General features: G+C 64.4%; 23 protein-coding genes and 1 riboswitch. Of the genes, 11 read left to right on the top strand and 12 right to left on the bottom strand.

What is annotated here, in order from left to right; translation table 11 throughout:
- Nucleotides 1-134: 134 nt before the first annotated feature.
- On the bottom strand, nt 135-1,004 hold the full coding sequence (locus tag XH96_RS29475) for a DUF1194 domain-containing protein (protein ID WP_131866503.1): 870 nt from the start codon (nt 1,002-1,004) through the stop codon (nt 135-137).
- Nucleotides 1,005-1,330: 326 nt separating this feature from the next.
- Nucleotides 1,331-1,408: riboswitch (Fluoride riboswitch) on the top strand.
- A gap of 122 nt (nt 1,409-1,530) precedes the next feature.
- Between XH96_RS29475 and XH96_RS29480 the strand changes: the two genes are divergently transcribed.
- From XH96_RS29480 to XH96_RS29495, 4 genes are all read left to right on the top strand, one after another.
- Nucleotides 1,531-2,733, top strand: a complete 1,203-nt coding sequence (locus tag XH96_RS29480) for an MFS transporter (protein ID WP_194394316.1) — start codon at nt 1,531-1,533, stop codon at nt 2,731-2,733.
- A 28-nt stretch (nt 2,734-2,761) separates the two neighbouring features.
- Nucleotides 2,762-3,145, top strand: a complete 384-nt coding sequence (gene crcB / locus XH96_RS29485) for a fluoride efflux transporter CrcB (protein ID WP_028180358.1) — start codon at nt 2,762-2,764, stop codon at nt 3,143-3,145.
- Nucleotides 3,146-3,280: 135 nt separating this feature from the next.
- Nucleotides 3,281-3,586: an ATP-dependent Clp protease adapter ClpS gene (gene clpS / locus XH96_RS29490; RefSeq protein WP_194389081.1), complete on the top strand. Its 306-nt coding sequence runs from the start codon at nt 3,281-3,283 to the stop codon at nt 3,584-3,586.
- Between the two features lie 78 nt (nt 3,587-3,664).
- Nucleotides 3,665-4,429 (top strand): hypothetical protein, encoded by a 765-nt coding sequence (locus tag XH96_RS29495; protein WP_194389082.1) that lies wholly within the window; start codon nt 3,665-3,667, stop codon nt 4,427-4,429.
- 21 nt (nt 4,430-4,450) lie between these two features.
- On the opposite strand, the gene XH96_RS29500 is transcribed toward XH96_RS29495, so the two are convergent.
- The 4 genes from XH96_RS29500 to fabI all read right to left on the bottom strand — a co-directional run bounded on the left by XH96_RS29500 (nt 4,451) and on the right by fabI (nt 8,381).
- Nucleotides 4,451-5,641, bottom strand: a complete 1,191-nt coding sequence (locus tag XH96_RS29500) for an adenylate/guanylate cyclase domain-containing protein (RefSeq protein ID WP_194389083.1) — start codon at nt 5,639-5,641, stop codon at nt 4,451-4,453.
- Between the two features lie 62 nt (nt 5,642-5,703).
- A complete protein-coding gene (gene aroC, locus XH96_RS29505) occupies nt 5,704-6,792 on the bottom strand; it encodes a chorismate synthase (RefSeq protein ID WP_194389084.1) in 1,089 nt (362 codons plus the stop codon).
- A gap of 161 nt (nt 6,793-6,953) precedes the next feature.
- Nucleotides 6,954-7,553 (bottom strand): histidine phosphatase family protein, encoded by a 600-nt coding sequence (locus XH96_RS29510; RefSeq protein ID WP_194389085.1) that lies wholly within the window; start codon nt 7,551-7,553, stop codon nt 6,954-6,956.
- Between the two features lie 12 nt (nt 7,554-7,565).
- On the bottom strand, nt 7,566-8,381 hold the full coding sequence (gene fabI / locus XH96_RS29515) for an enoyl-ACP reductase FabI (RefSeq protein ID WP_028180364.1): 816 nt from the start codon (nt 8,379-8,381) through the stop codon (nt 7,566-7,568).
- A gap of 171 nt (nt 8,382-8,552) precedes the next feature.
- Here fabI and XH96_RS29520 point away from each other — a divergent pair, with 171 nt between their 5' ends.
- Together XH96_RS29520 and XH96_RS29525 are read left to right on the top strand one after the other, a co-directional pair.
- Nucleotides 8,553-9,041: a sigma-70 family RNA polymerase sigma factor gene (locus tag XH96_RS29520; protein WP_028180365.1), complete on the top strand. Its 489-nt coding sequence runs from the start codon at nt 8,553-8,555 to the stop codon at nt 9,039-9,041.
- 105 nt (nt 9,042-9,146) lie between these two features.
- Nucleotides 9,147-9,917, top strand: coding sequence for an anti-sigma factor (locus XH96_RS29525; protein ID WP_194389086.1), 771 nt, complete (start codon nt 9,147-9,149; stop codon nt 9,915-9,917).
- 318 nt (nt 9,918-10,235) lie between these two features.
- On the opposite strand, the gene XH96_RS29530 is transcribed toward XH96_RS29525, so the two are convergent.
- The gene (locus XH96_RS29530) at nt 10,236-11,201 is read right to left on the bottom strand and encodes a DnaJ C-terminal domain-containing protein (protein WP_194389087.1); all 966 of its coding nucleotides are present in this window, start codon (nt 11,199-11,201) and stop codon (nt 10,236-10,238) included.
- 106 nt (nt 11,202-11,307) lie between these two features.
- Nucleotides 11,308-11,709, bottom strand: coding sequence for an RT0821/Lpp0805 family surface protein (locus tag XH96_RS29535; RefSeq protein ID WP_246790198.1), 402 nt, complete (start codon nt 11,707-11,709; stop codon nt 11,308-11,310).
- Between the two features lie 119 nt (nt 11,710-11,828).
- On the opposite strand from XH96_RS29535, the gene pdxH reads away from it, so the two are divergent.
- Entirely contained in the window at nt 11,829-12,470 is a 642-nt protein-coding gene (gene pdxH, locus XH96_RS29540; RefSeq protein ID WP_194389089.1) for a pyridoxamine 5'-phosphate oxidase, read from the top strand.
- Nucleotides 12,471-12,495: 25 nt separating this feature from the next.
- The gene (locus XH96_RS29545; RefSeq protein ID WP_194389090.1) at nt 12,496-13,248 is read left to right on the top strand and encodes an SDR family NAD(P)-dependent oxidoreductase; all 753 of its coding nucleotides are present in this window, start codon (nt 12,496-12,498) and stop codon (nt 13,246-13,248) included.
- A gap of 187 nt (nt 13,249-13,435) precedes the next feature.
- On the opposite strand, the gene XH96_RS29550 is transcribed toward XH96_RS29545, so the two are convergent.
- Together XH96_RS29550 and XH96_RS29555 are read right to left on the bottom strand one after the other, a co-directional pair.
- The gene (locus XH96_RS29550) at nt 13,436-13,654 is read right to left on the bottom strand and encodes a hypothetical protein (RefSeq protein ID WP_131866471.1); all 219 of its coding nucleotides are present in this window, start codon (nt 13,652-13,654) and stop codon (nt 13,436-13,438) included.
- 205 nt (nt 13,655-13,859) lie between these two features.
- A complete protein-coding gene (locus XH96_RS29555; protein WP_194389091.1) occupies nt 13,860-14,837 on the bottom strand; it encodes a magnesium transporter CorA family protein in 978 nt (325 codons plus the stop codon).
- Between the two features lie 331 nt (nt 14,838-15,168).
- On the opposite strand from XH96_RS29555, the gene XH96_RS29560 reads away from it, so the two are divergent.
- Nucleotides 15,169-15,855: a L,D-transpeptidase gene (locus tag XH96_RS29560; RefSeq protein ID WP_061878403.1), complete on the top strand. Its 687-nt coding sequence runs from the start codon at nt 15,169-15,171 to the stop codon at nt 15,853-15,855.
- Nucleotides 15,856-15,891: 36 nt separating this feature from the next.
- Here the strand turns inward: XH96_RS29560 and XH96_RS29565 are convergent, their stop codons facing one another.
- Nucleotides 15,892-16,974, bottom strand: a complete 1,083-nt coding sequence (locus XH96_RS29565; protein ID WP_194389092.1) for an extensin family protein — start codon at nt 16,972-16,974, stop codon at nt 15,892-15,894.
- A gap of 65 nt (nt 16,975-17,039) precedes the next feature.
- Here XH96_RS29565 and XH96_RS29570 point away from each other — a divergent pair, with 65 nt between their 5' ends.
- Entirely contained in the window at nt 17,040-18,668 is a 1,629-nt protein-coding gene (locus XH96_RS29570) for a fatty-acid--CoA ligase (protein ID WP_194389093.1), read from the top strand.
- Between the two features lie 309 nt (nt 18,669-18,977).
- On the opposite strand, the gene XH96_RS29575 is transcribed toward XH96_RS29570, so the two are convergent.
- Nucleotides 18,978-19,394 carry a hypothetical protein gene (locus XH96_RS29575; RefSeq protein ID WP_194389094.1) on the bottom strand — a complete coding sequence of 139 codons (417 nt, stop codon included), beginning with the start codon at nt 19,392-19,394 and terminating at the stop codon, nt 18,978-18,980.
- A complete protein-coding gene (locus XH96_RS29580) occupies nt 19,391-20,413 on the bottom strand; it encodes an NADP-dependent oxidoreductase (RefSeq protein ID WP_194394317.1) in 1,023 nt (340 codons plus the stop codon). The genes XH96_RS29575 and XH96_RS29580 overlap by 4 nt, the downstream gene beginning before the upstream one ends.
- Before the next feature lie 107 nt (nt 20,414-20,520).
- On the opposite strand from XH96_RS29580, the gene XH96_RS29585 reads away from it, so the two are divergent.
- Nucleotides 20,521-21,459, top strand: a complete 939-nt coding sequence (locus XH96_RS29585; RefSeq protein ID WP_246789788.1) for a LysR family transcriptional regulator — start codon at nt 20,521-20,523, stop codon at nt 21,457-21,459.
- Nucleotides 21,460-21,573 lie beyond the last annotated feature (114 nt).

A 21,573-nucleotide genomic window follows, 5' to 3' on the forward strand; every position in this document is an offset into this window, starting at 1 on the left:
CTTTCGTTCGCTCCAGCAATGCCGGGATGCCGGCTGGAAACGGAAGGAAACAGTCTGATTAGGGCCATGCACCGGTTAACGGGCAGTTAAATTCAACTGCCGGTTGGGATGGGCAAAAGGTCTCAGCCGGGACGTTAACGTCCCCAGCGGTCCGACCAGATCTTCTCGCCAATCAGGCAGTTGACGCGCGGCTCCTTGTCGGCAACGCGCATCACGGGGCGCTCGGGCGTGCGGCCGGCGACTTCCATCAGCAGCTTGGTGCGGATCGCTTCCTTGAACTTGTCGCGATCCTTGATCGTAATGACGAAGGAGCCGGGACCTCCGATGACGCAGTCCTCATAGTATAAATCGAGATTGTCGATATCCATGGTCGAGTAGGACGGCTCTTTGATCATGATCGGCAGGCCGTTGATGACGATGCCCTTCTCCAGGGCGGCATCGCGCGCCACCGTGACCGGACCGCCATTGTTGTTGGGACCGTCGCCGGAAATGTCGATGACGCGGCGCAAGCCCCGATAGGGATCCTCGTCGAACAGCGGCATCGCGAACGTGATCGCACCGGAGATCGATGTGCGCGAGGCGCGCCGGATCGGCGTTTTCATGATCTCGGCGGCGACCGCGTCCGCCGTCTCCGGCCCGTCGACCAGGCGCCAGGGAATAATCATCTTCTGATCGCTGGAGGCGGCCCACTCGAAATAGGTCACTGCGATCCGGCCATTCGGGCCTAGCTTCAGCGCCTGCAGGAACTCCTTCGACTGGATTGCCTGCGCATAGCCCTCGCGCTGGACCGCGAGCTCGTCCATGTCCATGGAGTAGGACACGTCGACCGCGAGGATCAGTTCGACGTCGACCGCCTGCGCGTCCTTGTCGGCCGCCAGCCGTTTCGATTGAGATCGACTCTCGGGCGATTCGAATTTGGGTCCCGGTGCCGCGATGCCCGCGACGTCCCCTCCGGCAAGCATGCCGGCCACCAGCACAGCCCCGATCGAGAACAGCAAACGCATCGCAGTCTCCCATCGTATGACGCGATGGTGACATGCAATTGCCTTGCCGCAAAGGCCGAAGATCGCTTGCGCTTCACATTCGAGTTAAGAATTTGCGTGTCAGCGCGAAACCGCCGCCGTGTCGCCGCGCTTGCGTCACCGAAAGACGCGCGATTACGGATTCGTCAATCCGGGGCCGCTCGAAGAGCCGAACCCGCAATGAGGAGATTCTCAGGCGCGCAAGGGCGCGCAGGAGTTCTCGCTTCGCGAGCCCCGGAATGGCGGCGGCGAGCCTGGACTGCACGCCGCGCCTACTTGTCCGGCACGATTTCCATGCTAGGGTTAGTCGGACAGATGGGGATGGAGTCCCCCGACAACCGCCCGGCGGTCGATGACCGTGCTTGGCTGATGACTCCTGCTCGAGGAGAGGCAATCTCAAGGCCTCTGCCTTTGGCGGGAGCATGGACATACCCGCCGATGGCGGGTTTTTTGTTGCCTTGTAACGAAGGCCAGCCGGAGAAGGCCAGGAGAAGACGACGACGTGACGATGCCGACACCGAATGCTGCGCGCACGATGCTGCCCAGAGGAATCTGGGTGCTCGGCTTCGTCTCGATGCTGATGGACATCTCCTCCGAGATGATCCATGCGTTGCTGCCGATCTATCTCGTCACCGTGCTCGGCGCCTCCACGCTCACCGTCGGGTTCATCGAGGGCGTTGCGGAGGCCACCGCCTCGATCACGAAGATCTTCTCCGGCGCGCTGTCGGACTGGCTCGGCCGCCGCAAGCTGCTCGCCGCGCTCGGCTACGGGCTGGCCGCCTTCACCAAGCCGCTGTTCCCGCTCGCGCCCAGCGTCGAATGGCTGGTGGCGGCGCGCTTCATCGACCGCGTCGGAAAGGGCATTCGCGGCGCACCGCGCGATGCGCTGATCGCCGATATCGCCCCGGTCGGCCTGCGCGGCGCGAGTTTCGGGCTGCGGCAATCGCTCGACACGATCGGGGCCTTCGTCGGGCCGCTCGCAGCGATCGGCCTGATGTGGTGGACGGTCGACAATTTTACGATCGTGTTCTGGGTGGCAGTGCTGCCGGCGTTCCTGTCGTTTGGACTGATCGCCTTCGCTGTGAACGAGCCGGCCCCCGACCCGAGCCGGGGGCCCGCGAAGAACCCGCTCAATCTCGCCGCAATGCGGCAGCTCGGAGCGGTGTACTGGCGCGTCGTCGCGATCGGAATCGTCTTCACGCTCGCGCGCTTCAGTGAGGCCTTCCTGATTCTGCGCGCACAGAACATCGGACTCAACGCGATGTGGGTGCCGGCGGTGCTGGTGCTGATGAACATCGTCTATGCCCTGTCGGCCTATCCGGCCGGCGTGCTGTCGGACCGGATCGGCAGGACCGGCCTGCTCGCACTCGGTCTGGTCTTCCTCGCCGGCGCCGACCTCGCGCTGGCGCTGCTGCCGAATCTGGCCGGCCTTGCGCTCGGGGTCGTGCTGTGGGGGCTGCATATGGGATTGACGCAAGGGCTGCTCTCGGCCCTCGTCGCCGACGCTGCGCCACCGAGCCTGCGCGGCACCGCGTTCGGCTATTTCAACCTTTTCACCGGGCTTGCCCTGCTGGCCGCAAGCGTGATCGCCGGCGCGTTTTGGGACGCATATGGTCCCCAAGGCACGTTCCTCGCAGGGCTCGGCTTCGCGCTGGTCTCGCTCGTCGGGCTGCTCACGGTCGGCAACGGGCTGGCGGCAAAGGACGGATAATGCAGGTCACAAACCAGGGAACGAGAAGTTGAACATCCAATACATTCTCGCTGTAGCCGCCGGCGGAGCGCTCGGCGCGGTCGTGCGCTACCTCGTTGCAATCGGTTCGGGCCGCGCTTTCGGCACCGACTTTCCTTGGGGCACCCTGATCATCAACGTGACGGGATCATTCCTGATCGGCATCTTCGCCGCGCTGTTCGCGACGAGATGGAACCTGCCACAGACCGCCCGGATATTCTTGACGGTGGGGATTTGTGGCGGATACACGACGTTCTCGACGTTCTCGCTGGATGCCTGGTATCTGATCGAGCGCGGTCAGACCGTCGCCTCGGCCGTCTACATGATTGCATCGGTGGTGCTGTCGGTGGGGGCGCTGATCGCCGCAATGCAGTTTGTTCGCGCTCTTCCGTAGGGGTGCAGCGCGGCCGGCGCATCCCTGCCCGTCCGCAATGACATGATGGCGGCGCACCGACCACCTTGGAGAAGCCCGGGCGCCTGCAATATGATCAAAAGGCTGGAGCTCATCAGGGCCGGGTTTCAGGAAACGATGAACGACACCGTCACCAAACCGAAAACCAGAACCAAGACCAAGGTCGAGCGGCCGAAGCTGCACAAGGTCATCCTGATCAACGACGACTACACGCCGCGCGAATTCGTCACCATGGTGCTGAAGGCCGAATTCCGCATGACGGAGGATCAGGCCTACAAGGTGATGATTACCGCCCACAAGCTGGGTTCCTGCGTCGTCGCGGTGTTCACCAAGGATGTTGCCGAGACCAAGGCGACACGCGCCACCGACGCCGGCCGCGCCAAGGGCTATCCGCTGCTGTTCACGACCGAGCCGGAGGAATAGGCGCCGCCTGCCGGCTTCGCCGGCAATTTTAGTGATCCGCGCTACCGCAGGTTCAATCTCCTGTGTCACCACCATGTGATGACAGTCGCATTGCGCAAACAGCTCGAGCTCAAGCCGGCCCGCCCCGAAACCTCGTTCGGTCCGTTCAGGCTCCTGCACGCCCTGCCCTGGCTGATCCTTGCGGCCGCCATGCGGGTGATCGCGTTTGGCGGCGGCCCCGTGGCCTTGCCGGCAATTGTGGTTGCCGACATTTCGGTGCTGCTGGCCTTCTTTGCCACGGCACATCAATCGATCAAGGCGGCCGGAGGCCAATCCTCTCTCGGTGAGTTGACGCTCGGCGAACAGTTGAAGCTGTCCTTCTCGGTTCTGTGGCGGATCGCCTCAGTGATGATCGCGGCCGCGCTCGGCACCGCGGTCGCGGGCCACGTCGCGTATGCGCCTCACCTGATGGCCGGCCTCGATGGCGTTGCTTTTGACCAGTTCACGCATCTCGGGCGATTCTGGAGCGCGTTGATCGCGACGCTGGTGCTCCTCATGATCGTCCGTGCCGAGCGCAATGACGGCAAGATCGCATTGTTCGCCGCCATCGGTGAGTTCGCGCGGCGCGGCGTGTGGCTCGGCGTCAGCGTGATCGTGCTCGGTGTCATCAACGTCGCCCTCGCCTATGGGCAGGAAGCGGTGCGCAGTGCGATCTGGAATTTCTGGCAGACCTCGTCGGCGACACAGTTCACCAAGAACCTGGTCTACTTCGTGTTCATCTTCAGCTTCGCGATGCTGAGGCTATGGATCACTCTGAGGATCATAACTCTGGGCCTGAAGCAGTCATATCTTCGCGGCAGCTAGCGCCGCTGACCGCGCCTTCCGCTAGGCGATCACGGCCGGCGCTTCTTCGGCGAGCCCGTACACGCGTTGTGCCTTGGAAAATCCCGCAATTGGGAATTCACCGAGCTTCTGCCAATCGTATTGGCAGACATTGGCAAAACCTTCCGAGGCGACGACGGTGCGCCCCAGGCGACCCGTGATCTTCTCCAGCCGCGCGGCGAGGTTGACGGCCGGGCCGATGCAGGTGAAGTCGAGCCTGTTGCCGCCGCCGATATTGCCGTAGAGGATGTTTCCGACATGCAGCGCGACGCCGAAGCGAAAGCGTTCGACGACGTCGCCGATCGGAAAGGCGAGCGCCTCGACGCTGGCGCGGGATTCGCGCGTAGCCTCCAGCACACGCGCGCAGACATGGGCGGCATCGCCGACATATTCGTCGATCGGGAACACCGCGAGCAGGCCGTCGCCCATGAACTTCAGCACCTCGCCGCCATGGTCGCGTATCGCCGTGACCTGGCAGTCGAAATAATGATTGAGGATCTGGACAACCGTCTCGGGCGGCAGCCGGTCCGACAGCGCGGTGAAGCCGCGCAGGTCCGACAGCCAGATCGCCGCCTGCATGGTGTCGTGATGACCGCGGCGGATCTGGCCGCCGAGGACGCGCGCACCGGCACGGTTGCCGACATAGGTGTCGAGCAGCATCTCGGCGGTGCGGCGCTGGCTGATGATCTCGCTGATGCGCGCAAGCGGCGCTATGACGGTTCGGATGGCCGCGAGGTCGTCGTCGCTGAAGCCGCCGGGCTGCTGCGTGATCCAGCTCGTCGCGTGAACGGAGCCATCGAGAAATGGCACCGGCACCGCGATATAATCGGTCGCTCCTTCAGCGTGCATGTCCTCGAGGAACGGAAATCGCTTGCTGTCGGGGTCGCCTGCGCGCCCCCGGACCTCGATCCCCTGCTCGAACACGATGCGGAGCGGGCTGCGGGCGAATTGGGGCGTCTCCAGAACCTCGAAATCGACGGTACCGATTTCAACTCCCTCGCCCTGCCGCCAGATGAAGTTGCGGCCGAAGACTTCGGGATGCAGCGTGCGGATGAAGATGCCGAACCGCCACAACGGCAGGCCGGCCGCGACCAGACGTTCGCAGAAATCGGCAATCCCTACGGCCGGCTCCTGAGCCGCCCAGGTCCCGTCGATGAGCCAGTTGGAGATGCGCCGGAGCTCGGAGCTGTTCATGGCCGCATTTGCAGACGAAGTTGCGGAGTCGTCAAGCTGCGCGGTGGGCTAGTACCGCGAGTTCAACGCCCGACCTGGCCGCGATCGCGCAGGAAGTGATCCGCCAGCACGCAAGCCATCATGGCCTCGCCGACCGGGACGGCACGGATGCCGACGCAGGGATCGTGGCGGCCCTTGGTGAAGATCTCGGTCTCGGCCCCCTGCCGATCGACGGTGAGACGCGGCTGCAGGATCGACGAGGTCGGCTTCACCGCGAAGCGCACCACCACCGGCTGTCCGGTGGAGATACCGCCCAGCACGCCGCCGGCATGGTTGGACAGAAACCGTGTGCCGTCATTGCCGGTGCGCATCTCGTCCGCGTTCTCCTCGCCGGTGAGCTCGGCCGCGCCAAAACCGGCGCCGATCTCGACGCCCTTGACGGCGTTGATCGACATCATCGCGGCGGCGAGATCGGAATCGAGCTTGGCGTAGATCGGCGCGCCGAGCCCTGCCGGCACGCCGTCGGCGACGACCTCGACCACCGCGCCGATCGAGGAGCCGCTCTTGCGGATGCCGTCGAGATAGGTCTCGAAGAATGCGGCCTTGTCCTTGTCGGGACAGAAGAACGGATTCTTGGCGATCTCGTCCCAGTCCCACTTGTCGCGATCGATCTTGTGCGGGCCGATCTGCACCAGCGCACCCCGCACCCTCACATCGGGGAGGACTTTTCGCGCGATCGCGCCGGCGGCAACGCGCATCGCGGTCTCGCGTGCGGAGGAGCGGCCGCCGCCGCGATAGTCGCGCAGGCCGTACTTGGCCTCATAAGTGAAGTCGGCATGGCCCGGACGAAACTTGTCCTTGATCTCGGAATAGTCTTTCGAGCGCTGGTCGGTGTTCTCGATCAGGAGCCCGATCGGCGTGCCCGTCGTCACCTGCGCGCCGGTCTCCGGATGCGCCATCACGCCGGACAGGATTTTCACCTGATCCGGCTCCTGGCGCTGCGTGGTGAAGCGCGACTGACCCGGCCGCCGGCGATCGAGATCACGCTGGATGTCGGCCTCGGTGAGCGGGATCATGGGCGGGCAGCCATCGACCACGCAGCCGATCGCCACCCCGTGGCTCTCGCCGAAGGTGGTGACGCGGAACATGTGGCCGAAGGTGTTGAAGGACATCGCTGCTCGCTGGCTCGTAAGTCAGTGCTGACTTGTGGTAGCGCCCGGGAACACGGCGTTCAACCCCGTTCCCGTCATTCCGGGGCGATGCGCAGCATCGAACCCGGAATCTCGAGATTCCGGGTTCGCCCTTCGGGCGCCCCGGAATGACGGTGAAGAGCTTAACTGAACTTCTCCAGCCGGCCGTCGCGGAACACGTAGACCGCGCCCTGCTCGATAAAGAGCTCCGCAGCGCTGCCAGGGGTCTCGATGCCCAGGGCCACCATCAGGGCGCGGCAGGTCCCGCCATGGGCCACTGCAACGGTATCGACGAGAAGCGACTCGTACCAGTCGAGCATGCGCAGCTGCACGGCCGCGTAGGTCTCCCCGCCCGCAGGCGCGACGGTCCATTTGTCGGCGAGGCGCCTCGCATAGACGTCCGGATCGGAAGCTTCGCTCTCGGCCAGCGTCAGCCCCTCCCAGACGCCGTAGCCGATCTCACGCAGGCGATCGTCGAGCGAATAGTCCGAAGCCGGCAATTCAAGCTTCTCGCGCGCGAGTTCCATGGTCTGCCGCGCACGGCCGAGCGGGCTCGACACGTAAGGCAGCGCCGCCCTGTCCTTGCCCTCGCGCCCGAACAGATCGGCCAGAATGCTGGCCGCCTGCACGGCCTGGGCCCGGCCGCGCGCATTCAGCGGGACGTCCCTGGTGCCCTGGAGTCGCCCGAGCGCGTTCCATTCGGTCTCGCCATGGCGAAGGAAGTAGATCGTGGGCACGGGCATTCCGGCTGAGGGCTAGTCCTTCCCGCCCAGCGAGATGTCCGGCGCATCCGGCCGCTTCATGCCGAGCACATGATAGCCGGAATCGACGTGATGCACCTCGCCGGTGACGCCGCGCGAGAGGTCGGAGAGGAAGTACAGCGCGCTGCCGCCGACGTCTTCGGTCGAGACGTTGCGCCGCATCGGCGCGTTGTATTCGTTCCACTTCAGGATATAGCGGAAGTCGCCGATGCCGGATGCAGCGAGCGTCTTGATCGGTCCCGCCGAGATGGCGTTGACGCGAATGTTCTTCTCGCCGAGATCGGCGGCGAGATAGCGCACGCTGGCCTCCAGCGCCGCCTTGGCCACGCCCATCACGTTGTAATGCGGCATCCACTTCTCGGCGCCGTAATAGGAGAGCGTGATGAGCGAGCCGCCATCCGTCATCAGCTTCTCGGCGCGCTGCGCCACCGCGGTGAACGAATAGCAGGAGATCAGCATCGACTTCGAAAAATTCTCCTGCGTCGTGTCGACGTAGCGGCCGTCGAGCTGCTCGCCATAGGCAATCGCGTGCACCAGGAAGTCGATCTTGCCCCACTTCTCCTTCAGCACCGCGAAGGCGGCGTCGATGGTCGCGGCATCCGTGACATCACAATGGCCGAGCACGAGACCGCCGATCTCGGCAGCAAGCGGCTCGACGCGCTTCTTGAGCGCATCGCCCTGATAGGTGAAGGCGAGCTCGGCACCGGCCGCGTGGCATGCCTTGGCGATGCCCCAGGCGATCGAGCGGTTGTTGGCAACGCCGAGGATCACCCCGCGCTTGCCTTGCATCAGACCTGAATTCTGCGCCATTTTGAACGTCCCGTCGAACTCTCGTTGAGGTCTGGAGGTACACCAGCCCTCCCCTGCGGTACAGCCCTAATACGCGGCGTTAACGCTGTTTCGAGTGCCGGAATAGCCGTCCCACTCGGGTGTTATGATCGTTGAGGCGCTCGCGCCGAACGCTGGGACTTCAAGACCGCAATGAACGCGTTTCGTCAGAGTGTGGAAGTCATGATCCCGGCGTTGCGGCGCTACGCCCGCGCGCTCACGCGCGATGCGGATGCGGCCGACGATCTGGTGCAGGATACATTGGTGCGCGCGCTGCGTTCGGAACGCCTGTTTCTCGGAGGCGACGTCAGGAGCTGGCTCTATACGATCCTGACCAACCTCAACAAGAACCGGCGGCGCTCACTGGCAAGGCGGCCGCAATTCATGCCGCTGACGGAGAACAACCCGGATGCCAGCGGGACCGAGGCCGAAGGACGTGACATCGAGAAGGCGCTGGCCACCCTCGTCGAGGAACAGCGTTCGGTGCTGCTCCTGGTGATGCTGGAAGGCATGAGCTATCGCGAGGTCGCCGACATCCAAGGCGTGCCGATCGGCACCGTGATGTCGCGCCTGGCACGCGCACGGGCCCACGTTAAAGCCTCGCTGGAGGGTGAGCGCCCGGCGCTCAGGCGGGTGAAATGAGGACAGCGTGATGCATCGCACATCGTCCGCCCGCAGCCAGTCGAGGACGCGAGCGAAGTTGAGCCACGAACGATTTTTTGGGCCGCAGAGCCAGAGACGACCGATATGAACGACCGCAATATCCCGGTGACCGAAGACGAGCTGCACGCCTATGTCGACGGCGAGCTGCCGGCGGAACGTCGCGCCGACGTCGAAGCCTGGCTCGCCGCCCACCCTGACGATGCCGAGCGGGTCCAATCCTGGCGGACCATGGCCGAGATGCTGCACGCCCGCTACGATTCCGTCGCACAGGAGCCGGTGCCGGCACGGCTGGAGCTGGAGCGGCTGGAACGCCGCCCGCGGCAATGGCTCTATGGCGCCGCCGCGGCGGCGTTGGTGGCCTTCGTCGCCGGCGGCACGGCCGGCTGGGTGGCACATGGCGCCGCCAACGCGCCCACCACGTTCCAGAGCCTTACGGCAGACGCGCTCGATGCTCACCGCCTCTACGTCGTCGAGGTCCGCCATCCCGTCGAAGTCGGCGGCAACGAGCGTGACCATCTCCAGGCCTGGCTGACCCGGCGCTGCGGCTGGACGGTGTTCGCTCCGAACCTGGAGGCGAGCGGGCTGAAGCTTGTCGGTGGCCGGCTTCTGCCCGGGCCGAGCGGTCCCGCATCGTTCCTGATGTATGAGGGCGCCTCGGGTGAGCGGTACACGATTTACACCGCCAAGACCGAGACTGGTGCGACGCAGATGCGCTACGCCAGAACGGACAAGGACGGAGCGCTGTTCTGGGCCGAGCGCGGCGTCGGCTACGTCGTCAGCGGCGGCGGCGATCGCGAGCGGCTGACCAAGGTGGCGCAGGCCGTATACGACCAAGCGGAGAAACACGGTACCTGAGCAACCGCATAAGCGCGGTGCCCAGATTCCGACATTGAAAATTTGGAATCAAGACATCGGCGCGTCTCATTATCGCACCGGATGATCACGCGAAAATGAGCAGCGTTCGATCCGCCGATCGACGCGGGCGGCCTCGATTGGGGCTTTTGGTACCGCGCTGGTCCCCCTCTCGAGGCCGCACCTTATTCTCGGCTGCCCGCCGGACAGCCGACACGTCTTGAAGTCAGCATCGACGTGCGATGCGCTTCAGGCGCAAGTTGAGCATCATCCTTTCGGGAAGAGAATGCTCTGATCGTCGAGGTGGCCCCGGATAGCGCCCTAGCCGAGCCCGCTACGTGGATTGTAGGGATGGTGGTCCCGCCACTTCTCCATCAATGCTTCGAGCTCGGCGTCGTTCCCGTCCGGTAGCATAATCCTGATGGTCACGAAGAGGTCCCCGGTTGCGCCCGCTTTCGGCAAGCCCTTGCCCTTGAGGCGGAAGGTCCGGCCGCTGGAGGTGTTCTTCGGGATCGAAAGCTCCACGGCATTGCCGAGGGTGGGCACGCGGACCTTGCCGCCGAGCACCGCCTCATACAACGTCACCGGCAGGTCGATCCTGAGATCGGCGCCCTCGACCTTGAAGAACGGGTGCGGCGCGATGTTGATGGTGATCAGAAGATCGCCGGGCGGATGGCCCTGCGCGCTCTCGCCCTGCCCCCGGAGCCGAATTTGCTGGCCCTCGGTGACGCCGGCCGGAATCTTGACGTTGAGCTCCTTGCCCGTCGGCAGCCGGACGCGCTTCTCGCCACCCTTGGCCGACTCTTCCAGCGAGACGGACATGGCGACATTGACATCAAGATCGAGCCCAATGCCGCCGGTATCGAATTCGAACTGGGCGCCGCCGCCGGCCCCAGGCCGGGCGCCACGCACCCCGCCGCCGAACATGCTGTTGAGGATATCCTCGAACGCGCCGCCGCCCGGGCCGCCACCCGCACCGCCACTCCGGAACGTATAGCTTTCGAACCCGCCGGGACCTGCGCGGCCGCGCGGCCCCCCGCCGCCAGGAAAACCCTGGAAGCGTGGCTTGCCCTCGGCATCAATCTCGCCGCGGTCAAACTGCTTGCGCTTGTCCTCGTCGCCGAGGATCTCGTTGGCCGAGTTGATCTCGGCGAAGCGCTCGGCGGCCTTCGGATCACCCTTGTTGCTGTCCGGATGATGCTTCTTGGCCAGCTTGCGATAGGCGCTCTTGATCGCGGCAGCGCTGGCGCTCCGCGGCACCCCCAAGACCTCATAGGGGTCGCGCATTCGTCACGTCTCCTTCAAGAAATCGAATTGTTCAAAGGGCTCCCCGCCCCACCTGCGGATCATGTGGGAAGAGAGTGGCATTTTTGCAACTAGGAGCGTGGTGAACCTAGCTCCGCCACGGCTTTAGCGTATGAATCTCCCAACGGCCACGGCTCCTTTGGCAGCCGGCGCCCTGAAGCCAGCTTTCGGTGCTGCCGTTGACGTAGCTTGCCAGGAAGTCGCGGCATCTGCGTCCGTCCTCGGCGGCATAGGACTGGGCGATCGGCGTCACCGAGCCGCGCGCCCCGGTCTCCGGATTCTCCCAGTGCTGGCTGGAATCCTTGTCGCCCTTGCTGAGCACGTCGGAGGCGGCATTGCGCGCGAAGGCGAGATCGGTCTCGGTGGGCGCCGCGTCTCTCGCCGGCCGCGCGATCGAGCCGGTGAGATCGCTGTCGTCAGTCCTGGCGAAGGCACTCGTGTCATTGCGGGAGAAGCTGCAGCCGCCGGCGCCGAGCCCGACCAGAATCATCGTCACGACGAGGCCGGAGGGCCGGATCGCCGATAGGCCAACGCGATCCCATGCCCTATATAGGGCGGTAGCGGACAAGGACGCATTTTGGGCCGCGGGACGCAACTCGGACTCCAGACATGACCGACACGACCTCGATGAAACACCAGACACCCTTAACATCCGGTGATTTCACCGCCGCCGACGAGCCATTTGCGCTGTTCGAGACCTGGCTGAACGAGGCGACCAAGAGCGAGCCGAACGATCCGAATGCCATGGCGCTCGCAACCGTCGACCCTGACGGGCTGCCGGACGTCCGCATGGTGCTGATGAAGGGCTTCGATACCGAAGGTTTCGTCTTCTACAGCCACATCGCCAGCCAGAAGGGCCGCGAACTCGCCGCAAATCCTAAGGCGGCGTTACTGTTTCACTGGAAATCGCTGCGCCGTCAGGTCCGCATCCGCGGCAACGTGACGCCGGTGACCGACGCGGAGGCCGACGCCTATTTCGCGACGCGACCGAAGCAGGCCCAGATCGGCGCTTGGGCGAGCAAGCAGTCGCAGGAGCTGGAGAGCCGCTTCGCCTTCGAACAGGCCATCGCCAAGGTCGCGGCCAGATACGTCATCGGCGAAGTGCCGCGGCCGCCGGGCTGGAGCGGCTGGCGCATCACCCCCTCGCGGATCGAGTTCTGGCATGACCGGCCGTTCCGGCTGCACGACCGCATCGAATTTCGCCGTGACGCGGCCGGCCAACCGTGGTCCAAGACGCGGATGTATCCGTAAAGATTGGGCCGCCTGAAAGATGTCCATGCCGCATTCGTCCAATGCGCCGCGCCGCACGCTGCTCCTGACCGGAGCCAGCCGCGGCATCGGCCACGCCACCGTCATCCGTTTTTCCTCGGCGGGCTGGCGCGTCATCACCTGCTCGCGGCATCCCTTCCCGGAGGACTGCCCGTGGGACGCCGGCCCTGAGGACCACATCCAGGTCGACCTCGGCAATCCCATGGATACCACCCGCGCGATTTCCGAAATCCGCGATCGGCTCGAGGGGGGCATGCTGCACGCCCTCGTCAACAACGCCGCGATCTCGCCGAAGGGGCCCGGCGGCTCTCGGCTCGGCTCGGTCGACACCGATCTCGACACCTGGACGCACGTCTTCCACGTCAACTTCTTCGCGCCGATCATGATGGCGCGCGGACTGATCGAGGAATTGAAGGCGGCCAAGGGCTCGGTGGTGAATGTCACCTCGATCGCGGGCTCGCGCGTGCATCCCTTCGCAGGCGCGGCCTATGCCACCTCGAAAGCCGCGCTCGCCTCGCTGACGCGCGAGATGGCGTCCGATTTCGGCCGCATCGGCGTGCGCGTCAACGCGATCGCGCCGGGCGAGATCGACACCTCGATCCTGTCGCCGGGCACCGAGAAGATCGTCGAGCAGCAGATCCCGTTGCACCGCCTCGGCACGCCCGACGAGGTCGCCAAGATCATCTATGTGCTGTGCACGGACACCAGCTCTTACGTCAACGGCGCCGAAATCCACATCAACGGCGGCCAGCACGTGTAACGCCAAGGGTCAGCCGGGACGATGCAAGCGTCGAGCCCGGAATCTCGAGCTTCCGGGCTCGGTCCAGCGGACCGCCGGGAACAACGAACACAATTGCACAGCTGAGTTTGGTTGCAGCTCGCGGGCGGAAGCAAGGCGATCCAGACAACGCCGCCGCAAGGCCTGGATCGCCCTTACCTTCCGTTCCTCAATCGAGTCGAATCCGACGTGACCTCTCGCGCGACCGCGGAGCGGCCGTGCTGAATGCAGTCGAGCAGTCGTCGTCGTTCTCACCATCGAGCAGCGGAGCACCACAGTGCCGGCACATGCGTGCCGACATCGACGGCGCCTTGCCGCTCGCCAGGACCTGGCGATAGTTCGCCAGATCGATGACGTTGCGGGGCGTCGTTATGTGTTTCTCAACCATGGCTGTTCCTCGCGGCTACGCACTGCTTATCGCAGACAAGTTTCGCGTAAACGTTCAGCCCACCGCTCAAATTTTACCGGAGGAATTGCGGCATGGCGCGGACATCACGGCGCCGCCTCAATCCCGATCTATTCTGCGACACGTTCTACTTTGTCTCCGCGAGCGGCGTAAGGTCTCGGTAGGTATCTTCGCTCGAGCACGACTCCTACAGCCACTTCTTCCATTTGAAGATCCAGTAAGGGACGACCGCGGCGGCCAGCATCATCACTAGCGCCATCGGATAGCCGTGTACCCATTCGAGTTCCGGCATCACCTTGAAGTTCATGCCGTAGACCGAGGCGATCAGCGTCGGCGGCATCAGGACGACGGCCATCACCGAGAACAGCTTGATGATGTTGTTCTGCTCGAGATTGACGACGCCGAGCATGGCGTCGAGCACGAAGGTGATCTTGTTGGAGAGATAGGAGGCGTGGTCGGTCAACGAGGCGACGTCGCGCTGCATGGTCTTGAGCTGCTCGCGCATGTCCTTCGACCATTTCACGCCCTCGACCACCGCGGACAGGAACGTCACGACGCGACCGATCGACACCAGACTCTCGCGAACCTTCGAGGTCAAATCACCCTTGCGGCCGATCGAGATCAGGATCTGGGAATATCTCTTTGCCTGCCCATGGCGCTCGCTCTCGGGCTCGAAGATGTCGTGCGAGACCTGATCGATCTCGGCGCCGCAACGCTCCAGAATATCGGCGCAGCGGTCGATCACCGCATCCAGCAGTTCCATCAGCACCATCTCACCCGTGACGGAAGGCGCGCAGGAGCGGGAGAGCTTGGCCTCGACCAGCGCGAACGGCTTCGGCTGGTCATACCGCACCGTCACCAGGCGGTGGTCGCCGAGGATGAACGTCACCGCCGTGGTCCGGGGCATGTCGGTATCGGAGTGGCACATCAGCGTCGCTGTCATGTAGCGCGCGCCGTTCTCCATATAGAGGCGGCTGGAGATCTCGATCTCCTGCATGTCTTCCCGGGTCGGGATGGCGATCCCCGCGAGCCGCTCCACCGCCTTGTCCTCGGCCGCGCTCGGATTGACGAGGTCGATCCAGACGGCGTTCTCCGGCACGGCCGCAAGATCCTCGATGACCGCCTTCTTCAGGGCGGACTCGGAGGGAACAAATACCGAAAACATGAAAAGCTCCAGAGATCCTGCGACAGCCAGCACTTAGCGCGATTCTGGCGGGTTCACGATGACAACAACATTAACGGAGCGTTTGGACTTGCGGCGATCCGGGGCTCAACTGTGGCATGAAATCGACAGTTCGGCGCCTCCTGCCGAAAAACCTGCACAACAGCGCAAAATTTGCGGCAGAAAAGCCACAGCTGGGCCCTCGTAGCGCGGGATAAGCCCTTCAGAGCTGGAATTGCGGCGGATTTCGACGATAATGGGCTTAACGGAGTCGAGGAACTTGGGCGCCAAGCTCAAGCCTTCCGTGCGGTATTGTTTTGATTGGAACCAAACCATGTCGTCGCTGAAAGTTATGTTGGGGATTTTTGCCGCCGGCCTGATGCTGTCGGGCTGCATGCAGGCCACTCACTATGAGGCGACCGACACCAAGTCCTTCAAGCCGAAGGACAAGGAACTGCTCGCCAAGGTCAAGTACGAGAACACCCCGGTCGCAGAGCCGTTCCGCCGCGCCATCGTCGAATACCACCGCAAGGAATCGCCGGGCTCGATCGTGGTCGATTCCGACAACCATTACCTCTATTACGTGCTCGAGGGCGGCAAGGCGATCCGCTACGGCATCACCGTTGGCGAAGAGGCCATGGCCTGGTCGGGCATCGCCAAGGTGGGCAGCAAGACCGAGTGGCCGGCCTGGCACCCCACCCCCGGCGAAATTTCGCGTCTGGGCGTGCCGACCTATGTCGCCCCCGGCCCGGACAATCCGATGGGCTCCCGCGCGCTGTACCTCTATTCGGGCGGCAAGGACACGCTGTTCCGCATCCACGGCACCAACCAGCCGGAATATATCGGTGCCTCGATCTCGTCAGGCTGCATCCGCCTGACCAACGAGGACGCGATCGATCTCTATGATCGCGTCAAGGTTGGCACCCTTGTCGTGGTGCTCGAGCCCAAGCACGGCGACTCGCCGTACAATTCGCGATTGGCGCTCGGCAACAGCCAAACCGGCCAGGCGGCCAGCTACTGATCGCCAACGATCTCTGGACAGCAAAAGGCGCCGGTTTTACCGGCGCTTTTTTGTTGCCTGCTTGGACGATGGAGGCTTCTTGGCAGGGGGCGATTTCTCTTCAGGTGAAGACGATTTCTCCGCCGGCTCGTCGTCAGCACCTTCCTTCGCCTCAGGCTTTGCCGCGACCTCGCGCGGCGGCGCCTCCTCGGGACGTTCCGCCGGCAGGAGCGGGGCGACCTGCGGCAGAGGATCCCAGACGTTCCATTGGCAGATGCGGTAGTCGTTGCGGCGCTGCGCCAGATCGAGATGGATATGGTCCTCATGGTACCAGTCCGAGCCAGGACCGAGCACGGTGGAAAAGCGCGCGCAGACCGAGTGCAGCACGCGCTCGCGAACGTCGCGCGACAGGGCGCGGTCCGTGAGGCCGATCGACTGCCCATTGGCAAGCTTGATGGCGCGGATGTCGATGGCATTGGCCTTCCCGTGCTCGGACAGCAGCGCGCCGGCGACGCGGTTGCGACCGCGGCACTCGAAGGAATCGAAATTGTCGAGGTCGCTGATGGGCGAGCCGAGGCTGGTGGCCAGCGGCACCATGTCCTTGCGCAGCCAATCGGCGATCGCGGACGCCATGGTGCAGCGAAGGATGGCCGCCGGCTTGACCGTCACCTTGCGCTGGTCCGGCAGCACGACCGCTTCCAGCCGCACCAGATCCTCGCCGCCGCAGGCGCCGGGGCCGCGGATGTCCGGGATCGAGGGCGCGATCGCAATGTCCTCCGTCAGCGCGAGGCGGCAGGCTGAGGCCTGTTTCTGGGGTGGCGGCGCAGCCTCGGCGGGCTTGTCGGCGCTCGGCTTGTCCGCGAGGGGCTTGTCGTCAGCGCCCGGCGGGGCCTCGTCCGATGCCTTGGGCGCCTCCTCGGGGCGCGGTCTCGGCAACGGGATCTTGGCGGAATGAACCGCGGGGCGCGGCCGGGGTGCGGCGATCCCGAAGATGTCCAGCGGGGATGCATGCCTGCGCGCCTCCGCCGTCCCGGCGAGCCCGAGCGATAAACCGATTGCAGCGGTAACAATTGCCGCCCGAGCGGACATATAGCCGCGACAAGACCATTTGCGGCGAAAGTCCGGCACGCTAAAAGTCATGACAAGTCTTTGGCCCAATGCTGAGAGCGACAACGCGCCCAGCGACTTTTCGGAGGAACGTCGGAATGCTCGGTTTGATGCAAGATTGGCCCCTGCTCTGCCACCGGATCATCGAACACGCCGCCAGGATTCATGGCAAGCAGGAGGTGGTCACACGCTCGGTCGAGGGACCGATCCACCGCACCAATTACGCCGAGATCCACAAGCGCGCCCTCAAGGTCTCGCAAATGCTGGAGCGCGACGGCATCAAGCTCGGCGACCGGGTCGCAACGATCGCCTGGAACACCTGGCGCCATCTCGAGGTCTGGTACGGCATCATGGGGATCGGTGCCATCTGCCATACCGTCAACCCCCGCCTTTTCCCGGAGCAGATCGCCTGGATCATCAATCATGCGCAGGATCGCATCGTGATGACCGACATCACCTTCGTTCCGATCCTGGAGAAGATCGCCGACAAGTTGCCGAGCGTGGAGCGCTACGTCGTGCTCACCGACAAGGCGCATATGCCGGAGACCACGCTGAAGAATGTTGTCGCCTACGAGGACTGGATCGCCGAGGCCGACGGCAAATTCAAGTGGAAGGAGTTCGACGAGAACACGGCAGCGGCGATGTGTTACACCTCCGGCACGACCGGCGATCCCAAGGGTGTGCTGTATTCGCATCGCTCCAACGTGTTGCACGCGCTGATGGCCAACAATGTCGACGCGCTCGGCACCAGCGCGTCCGAGACAATGCTGCCGGTGGTTCCGCTGTTCCATGCCAACAGCTGGGGCATCGCCTTTTCCGCGCCCTCGCAGGGCACCAAGCTGGTCATGCCGGGCGCCAAGCTCGACGGCGCCTCGGTCTATGAGCTGCTCTCGACCGAGAAGGTGACGCACACCGCCGGCGTGCCGACGGTGTGGCTGATGCTGCTTCAGCACATGGCCGCCAACAATCTCAAGCTGCCGGATCTGAAGATGGTGATCTGTGGCGGCTCGGCGATGCCGCGCTCGATGATCAAGGCCTTCCTCGACATGGGCTCCAACGTCCGTCACGCCTGGGGCATGACCGAGATGAGCCCGATCGGCAGCGTCGCGGCGCTGAAGCCTCCGTTCCACAGTGCGACGGGCGATGCCAAGCTCGACGTGCTCCAGATGCAGGGTTATGCGCCCTTCGCGGTGCAGATGAAGATCACCGACGATGCCGGCAAGGAGCTGCCCTGGGACGGCAAGACCTTCGGCCGCCTCAAGGTCTCCGGCCCTGCCGTGGCCAAGGCCTATTACCGGGTCGACACTAACATCCTCGACGAGGAAGGCTTCTTCGACACCGGGGACGTCTCGACGATCGACGAGGACGGCTACATGCGGATCACCGACCGCTCCAAGGACGTGATCAAGTCCGGCGGCGAGTGGATCTCCTCGATCGACCTCGAAAACCTCGCAGTCGGCCATCCGGCCGTGGCGGAAGCCGCGGTGATCGGCGTATTCCATCCCAAATGGGATGAGCGGCCGCTCTTGATCGTGCAGCTCAAGCAGGGTCAGCAGGCCACACGTGAGGACATCCTGAAGTTCATGGACGGCAAGATCGCCAAATGGTGGATGCCCGACGATGTCGCCTTCGTCGAAGGTATCCCACATACGGCCACCGGCAAGATCCTGAAGACGGCACTGCGCGACCAATTCAAGGATTATCGCTTCCCGAACGCGGCGGCGTAACGGGCTGGCTGCCACCCTCATAGGCGCTAACTTAACGCTTGCCGTCGGTGCCGCGGACCGCCGTCACAGCTGCCGGTCAGCAGTCGACCAGACCACGCCGTTCAACGCGGTCTCGCCGATTGCAGTCGATCACGCGGGCCAAAGCGGACGATCGGCAAATGGCGCTCCTTGGCCGTTCCTCAGGCTCGAAGTGCTTCGTAGCCACATGTGGTCGTTCGCCGAGCGGTTGTGCCGGAAGGGACCGTTCTGCCGACTCGTGCGCGATGCCGAGCGTGATCAGGACTGTAGCCGGCGGTGGGCAGCGACAGCTCAGATTGTGCGCCTAACGATGCCGTCGTGGGCCATGTCCAAGATAGGTGCGAGCGGCCCCAGATCGCCGCTGACCCGCAACTCGCCTCGGGCAACAGCCTCGGCCAGCGTCCGGCGATAGATAGGGTCGGCGCTGAACAGCAGGTTGAGCCGTCGCGCGGTTGGACCGGTAACCTCGATCACGACGTCCGCTGCTTCGTCAGCACCGACGCCCGTTCGGCAGGCAAGGGCCCCGTCATCAACATCGACACGTAGACCTTGGCAAAACTCATTTTCGAGCTCTGCGCCGTCAATGTATCGCTCGATTATCGACATGCGCAGGCCTCGGGGAAGCCCGAGTTGGGCTGCAGCCTTGACGATCTCGTCACCCACCATGTCGAACCAGGCGAGGCTGCCCTGCGGCAAATTCCCGGTCACGCGCTGCGAACCGTCAGGACGATTTTGCCCTGGATGCTGCCTTGCATGGCGCGCTCGTGCGCGCGCCATGCCTCTTCCAGCGGGTAGCTGCTGTCCAACACGGCACGCACTGTGCCATCCCCAAGCAATCGGCCAGCTTCCGCGAGCTGAGGGCCATTGGAGCGAACCTGGGTCGATGAAACGGTAATACCCTGCTCGCGCGCCTGCTCGTGACCGGCAAAGCCAAGCGGGTTGACCAGGAACAGCGCGCCGCCCGGCTTCAGGATGCGCAGGAAGCGCTCCATGTTCGCGCCGCCGACAGCGTCGACCACAAGGTCTGCATCACGAACCACCTCATCAGCCGCTTGCCTGGTATAATCTATGAACTGATCCACCCCCAGCTGCTGCATCAACGCCTCGTTCTTGGCCGAAGCCACGGCGATGACGCGCGCACCCTGCCATTTCGCGAGCTGTACAAGGAGGTGGCCAACACCGCCGCCAGCGCCATTCACCACCACCGTCTTGCCGGCGAGCGGCACCGGCTGGTGCCGGTATGGCTGAAACGGGTTGGGCGCATCGTGTCCGACCTCGATCAGGAACTGCCAGGCGGTAAGCAGCGACATCGGGGCGCCGGCCACCTGCGCATGATCGACCGCAACGGGCTTATGCGCCAGCTCGGACGCCGCAACGGCCACGAATTCCGCATAGGCGCCACTGCCCTTCATCAGATCTGCGGGGAAGCGCACCATCGAGAACACGGCATCTCCCGGAGCGAAGCCGGTCACGTCATCCGCGACCGCTTCGACCGTGCCCGACACGTCCGTGCCGATGATGAGCGGGAACACCGGGTCGGGACGCCATTCGGGCGGCAGGGCGCGGTAGCCGTCGCGCAGATACAGATCGGGCGGATTGAGGCTGGCCGCGTGGACACGCACCAGCACCTCGCCCGACGCGATAGTGGGCTTCGGCGCATCTTCATACATCAGCACCTCCGGCCCGCCGAACGCATGCAGCCGAACCGCTTTCATCAACTCGCTCATCATCTCGTCTCCGCGGGCGTCTCACCGTCATTGCCGAGCAGGTAGCGCGTGACAGGAGGCTTGATAATGCCGCTGCAACTCGCTTCAGTAGTGCCATGAAGGAACGAATGTCCTTGGACCGCCTCACCGGCCTGATTGCTTTCGCGCGAGCGGGCTCGCTCGGCAGCTATGCGGCTGCGGCTCGTGCGCTGGGGATCACGCCATCGGCGGTCAGCAAGAGCGTTCAACGCCTGGAGCACCAGCTCGGGGTAGCCTTGTTCACCCGCACCACGCGCTCGCTGGCGCTCACCTCCGAGGGACGCGATCTGCATGAGCGTGCCCTGCGCCTGCTTCGCGACGCGGAAGAGATCGAACAGGCGGCGGCGCGTACGCGGGCCGAGCCGGCGGGAATCCTGCGCATCGCCGCCTCCTTCCCGGTCGGCCTGCACCTTATCGCACCGATGCTGCCCACCTTTCGCAGTCAGTACCCCGCCGTCACGATCGACTTGCGGCTCGACGATCGCCACGTGGACCTGGTCGAAGAGGGGATCGACGTTGCGGTCCGTATTGGCGAGCTGGCGGACTCACGGCTGCTGTCCCGCCGCCTCGCTCCATTACGGCTTTGTGCCTATGCTTCCCCCGCTTACCTCGCCACACGAGGTACGCCGCACCATCCGGACGAGCTGGCAGATCATGACACCGTCAACCTGCGGTATCAGAGCAGCGGGCAGCTGTTCCGTTGGCCCTTCCGCATCAGCGAGCGGGAGATCGAGATCGTGCCCGCTTCGGCCATCGTCGTTGACGCGAGCGATGCGGTGATTGCGGCAGTGGCAGCGGGCGGCGGCATCGGCATGGCGGCCAGCTTCGCTGCCGCGGGGCATGTTGCGCGCGGCGAGTTGGCGCCGGTGCTGGCGGCCCATGCCGTCGATCGCGACGCACTCACCGCTCTTTGGCCGGAGAGCCGGCGAGCGAACCCTGCCGTCCGGACATTCGTCTCGGCGCTGGCAAAGCACTCGCAAGCGCCTGCTGTCCTGAGAGCAACGCTTGCCAACGGCGCCAATCAATAGTCAGCGGCTTGAACTTGTCGAACCTCTATGTCCCAACTGCGCCTGTCGGCGGGCAGCGATCCAATCAACGCCGCTCGTTGGCGAAGGTCTGAACGGCGGCTCCCGTCCAAGCCC

The organism is Bradyrhizobium sp. CCBAU 51765, assembly GCF_015291725.1.
Classification (GTDB): Bacteria; Pseudomonadota; Alphaproteobacteria; order Rhizobiales; family Xanthobacteraceae; genus Bradyrhizobium; species Bradyrhizobium liaoningense.

Excerpts from the sequence above, each read along its gene's own strand:
- XH96_RS29475 (WP_131866503.1), bottom strand. The coding sequence starts at position 1,004 with ATGCGTTTGCTGTTCTCGATCGGGGCTGTGCTGGTGGCCGGCATGCTT.
- XH96_RS29480 (WP_194394316.1), top strand. The coding sequence starts at position 1,531 with ATGCCGACACCGAATGCTGCGCGCACGATGCTGCCCAGAGGAATCTGG.
- clpS (WP_194389081.1), top strand. The coding sequence starts at position 3,281 with ATGAACGACACCGTCACCAAACCGAAAACCAGAACCAAGACCAAGGTC.
- XH96_RS29495 (WP_194389082.1), top strand. The coding sequence starts at position 3,665 with ATGACAGTCGCATTGCGCAAACAGCTCGAGCTCAAGCCGGCCCGCCCC.
- XH96_RS29500 (WP_194389083.1), bottom strand. The coding sequence starts at position 5,641 with ATGAACAGCTCCGAGCTCCGGCGCATCTCCAACTGGCTCATCGACGGG.
- aroC (WP_194389084.1), bottom strand. The coding sequence starts at position 6,792 with ATGTCCTTCAACACCTTCGGCCACATGTTCCGCGTCACCACCTTCGGC.
- XH96_RS29510 (WP_194389085.1), bottom strand. The coding sequence starts at position 7,553 with ATGCCCGTGCCCACGATCTACTTCCTTCGCCATGGCGAGACCGAATGG.
- fabI (WP_028180364.1), bottom strand. The coding sequence starts at position 8,381 with ATGGCGCAGAATTCAGGTCTGATGCAAGGCAAGCGCGGGGTGATCCTC.
- XH96_RS29520 (WP_028180365.1), top strand. The coding sequence starts at position 8,553 with ATGAACGCGTTTCGTCAGAGTGTGGAAGTCATGATCCCGGCGTTGCGG.
- XH96_RS29525 (WP_194389086.1), top strand. The coding sequence starts at position 9,147 with ATGAACGACCGCAATATCCCGGTGACCGAAGACGAGCTGCACGCCTAT.
- XH96_RS29530 (WP_194389087.1), bottom strand. The coding sequence starts at position 11,201 with ATGCGCGACCCCTATGAGGTCTTGGGGGTGCCGCGGAGCGCCAGCGCT.
- XH96_RS29535 (WP_246790198.1), bottom strand. The coding sequence starts at position 11,709 with ATGATTCTGGTCGGGCTCGGCGCCGGCGGCTGCAGCTTCTCCCGCAAT.
- pdxH (WP_194389089.1), top strand. The coding sequence starts at position 11,829 with ATGACCGACACGACCTCGATGAAACACCAGACACCCTTAACATCCGGT.
- XH96_RS29545 (WP_194389090.1), top strand. The coding sequence starts at position 12,496 with ATGCCGCATTCGTCCAATGCGCCGCGCCGCACGCTGCTCCTGACCGGA.
- XH96_RS29550 (WP_131866471.1), bottom strand. The coding sequence starts at position 13,654 with ATGGTTGAGAAACACATAACGACGCCCCGCAACGTCATCGATCTGGCG.
- XH96_RS29555 (WP_194389091.1), bottom strand. The coding sequence starts at position 14,837 with ATGTTTTCGGTATTTGTTCCCTCCGAGTCCGCCCTGAAGAAGGCGGTC.
- XH96_RS29560 (WP_061878403.1), top strand. The coding sequence starts at position 15,169 with ATGTCGTCGCTGAAAGTTATGTTGGGGATTTTTGCCGCCGGCCTGATG.
- XH96_RS29565 (WP_194389092.1), bottom strand. The coding sequence starts at position 16,974 with ATGACTTTTAGCGTGCCGGACTTTCGCCGCAAATGGTCTTGTCGCGGC.
- XH96_RS29570 (WP_194389093.1), top strand. The coding sequence starts at position 17,040 with ATGCTCGGTTTGATGCAAGATTGGCCCCTGCTCTGCCACCGGATCATC.
- XH96_RS29580 (WP_194394317.1), bottom strand. The coding sequence starts at position 20,413 with ATGAGCGAGTTGATGAAAGCGGTTCGGCTGCATGCGTTCGGCGGGCCG.
- XH96_RS29585 (WP_246789788.1), top strand. The coding sequence starts at position 20,521 with ATGTCCTTGGACCGCCTCACCGGCCTGATTGCTTTCGCGCGAGCGGGC.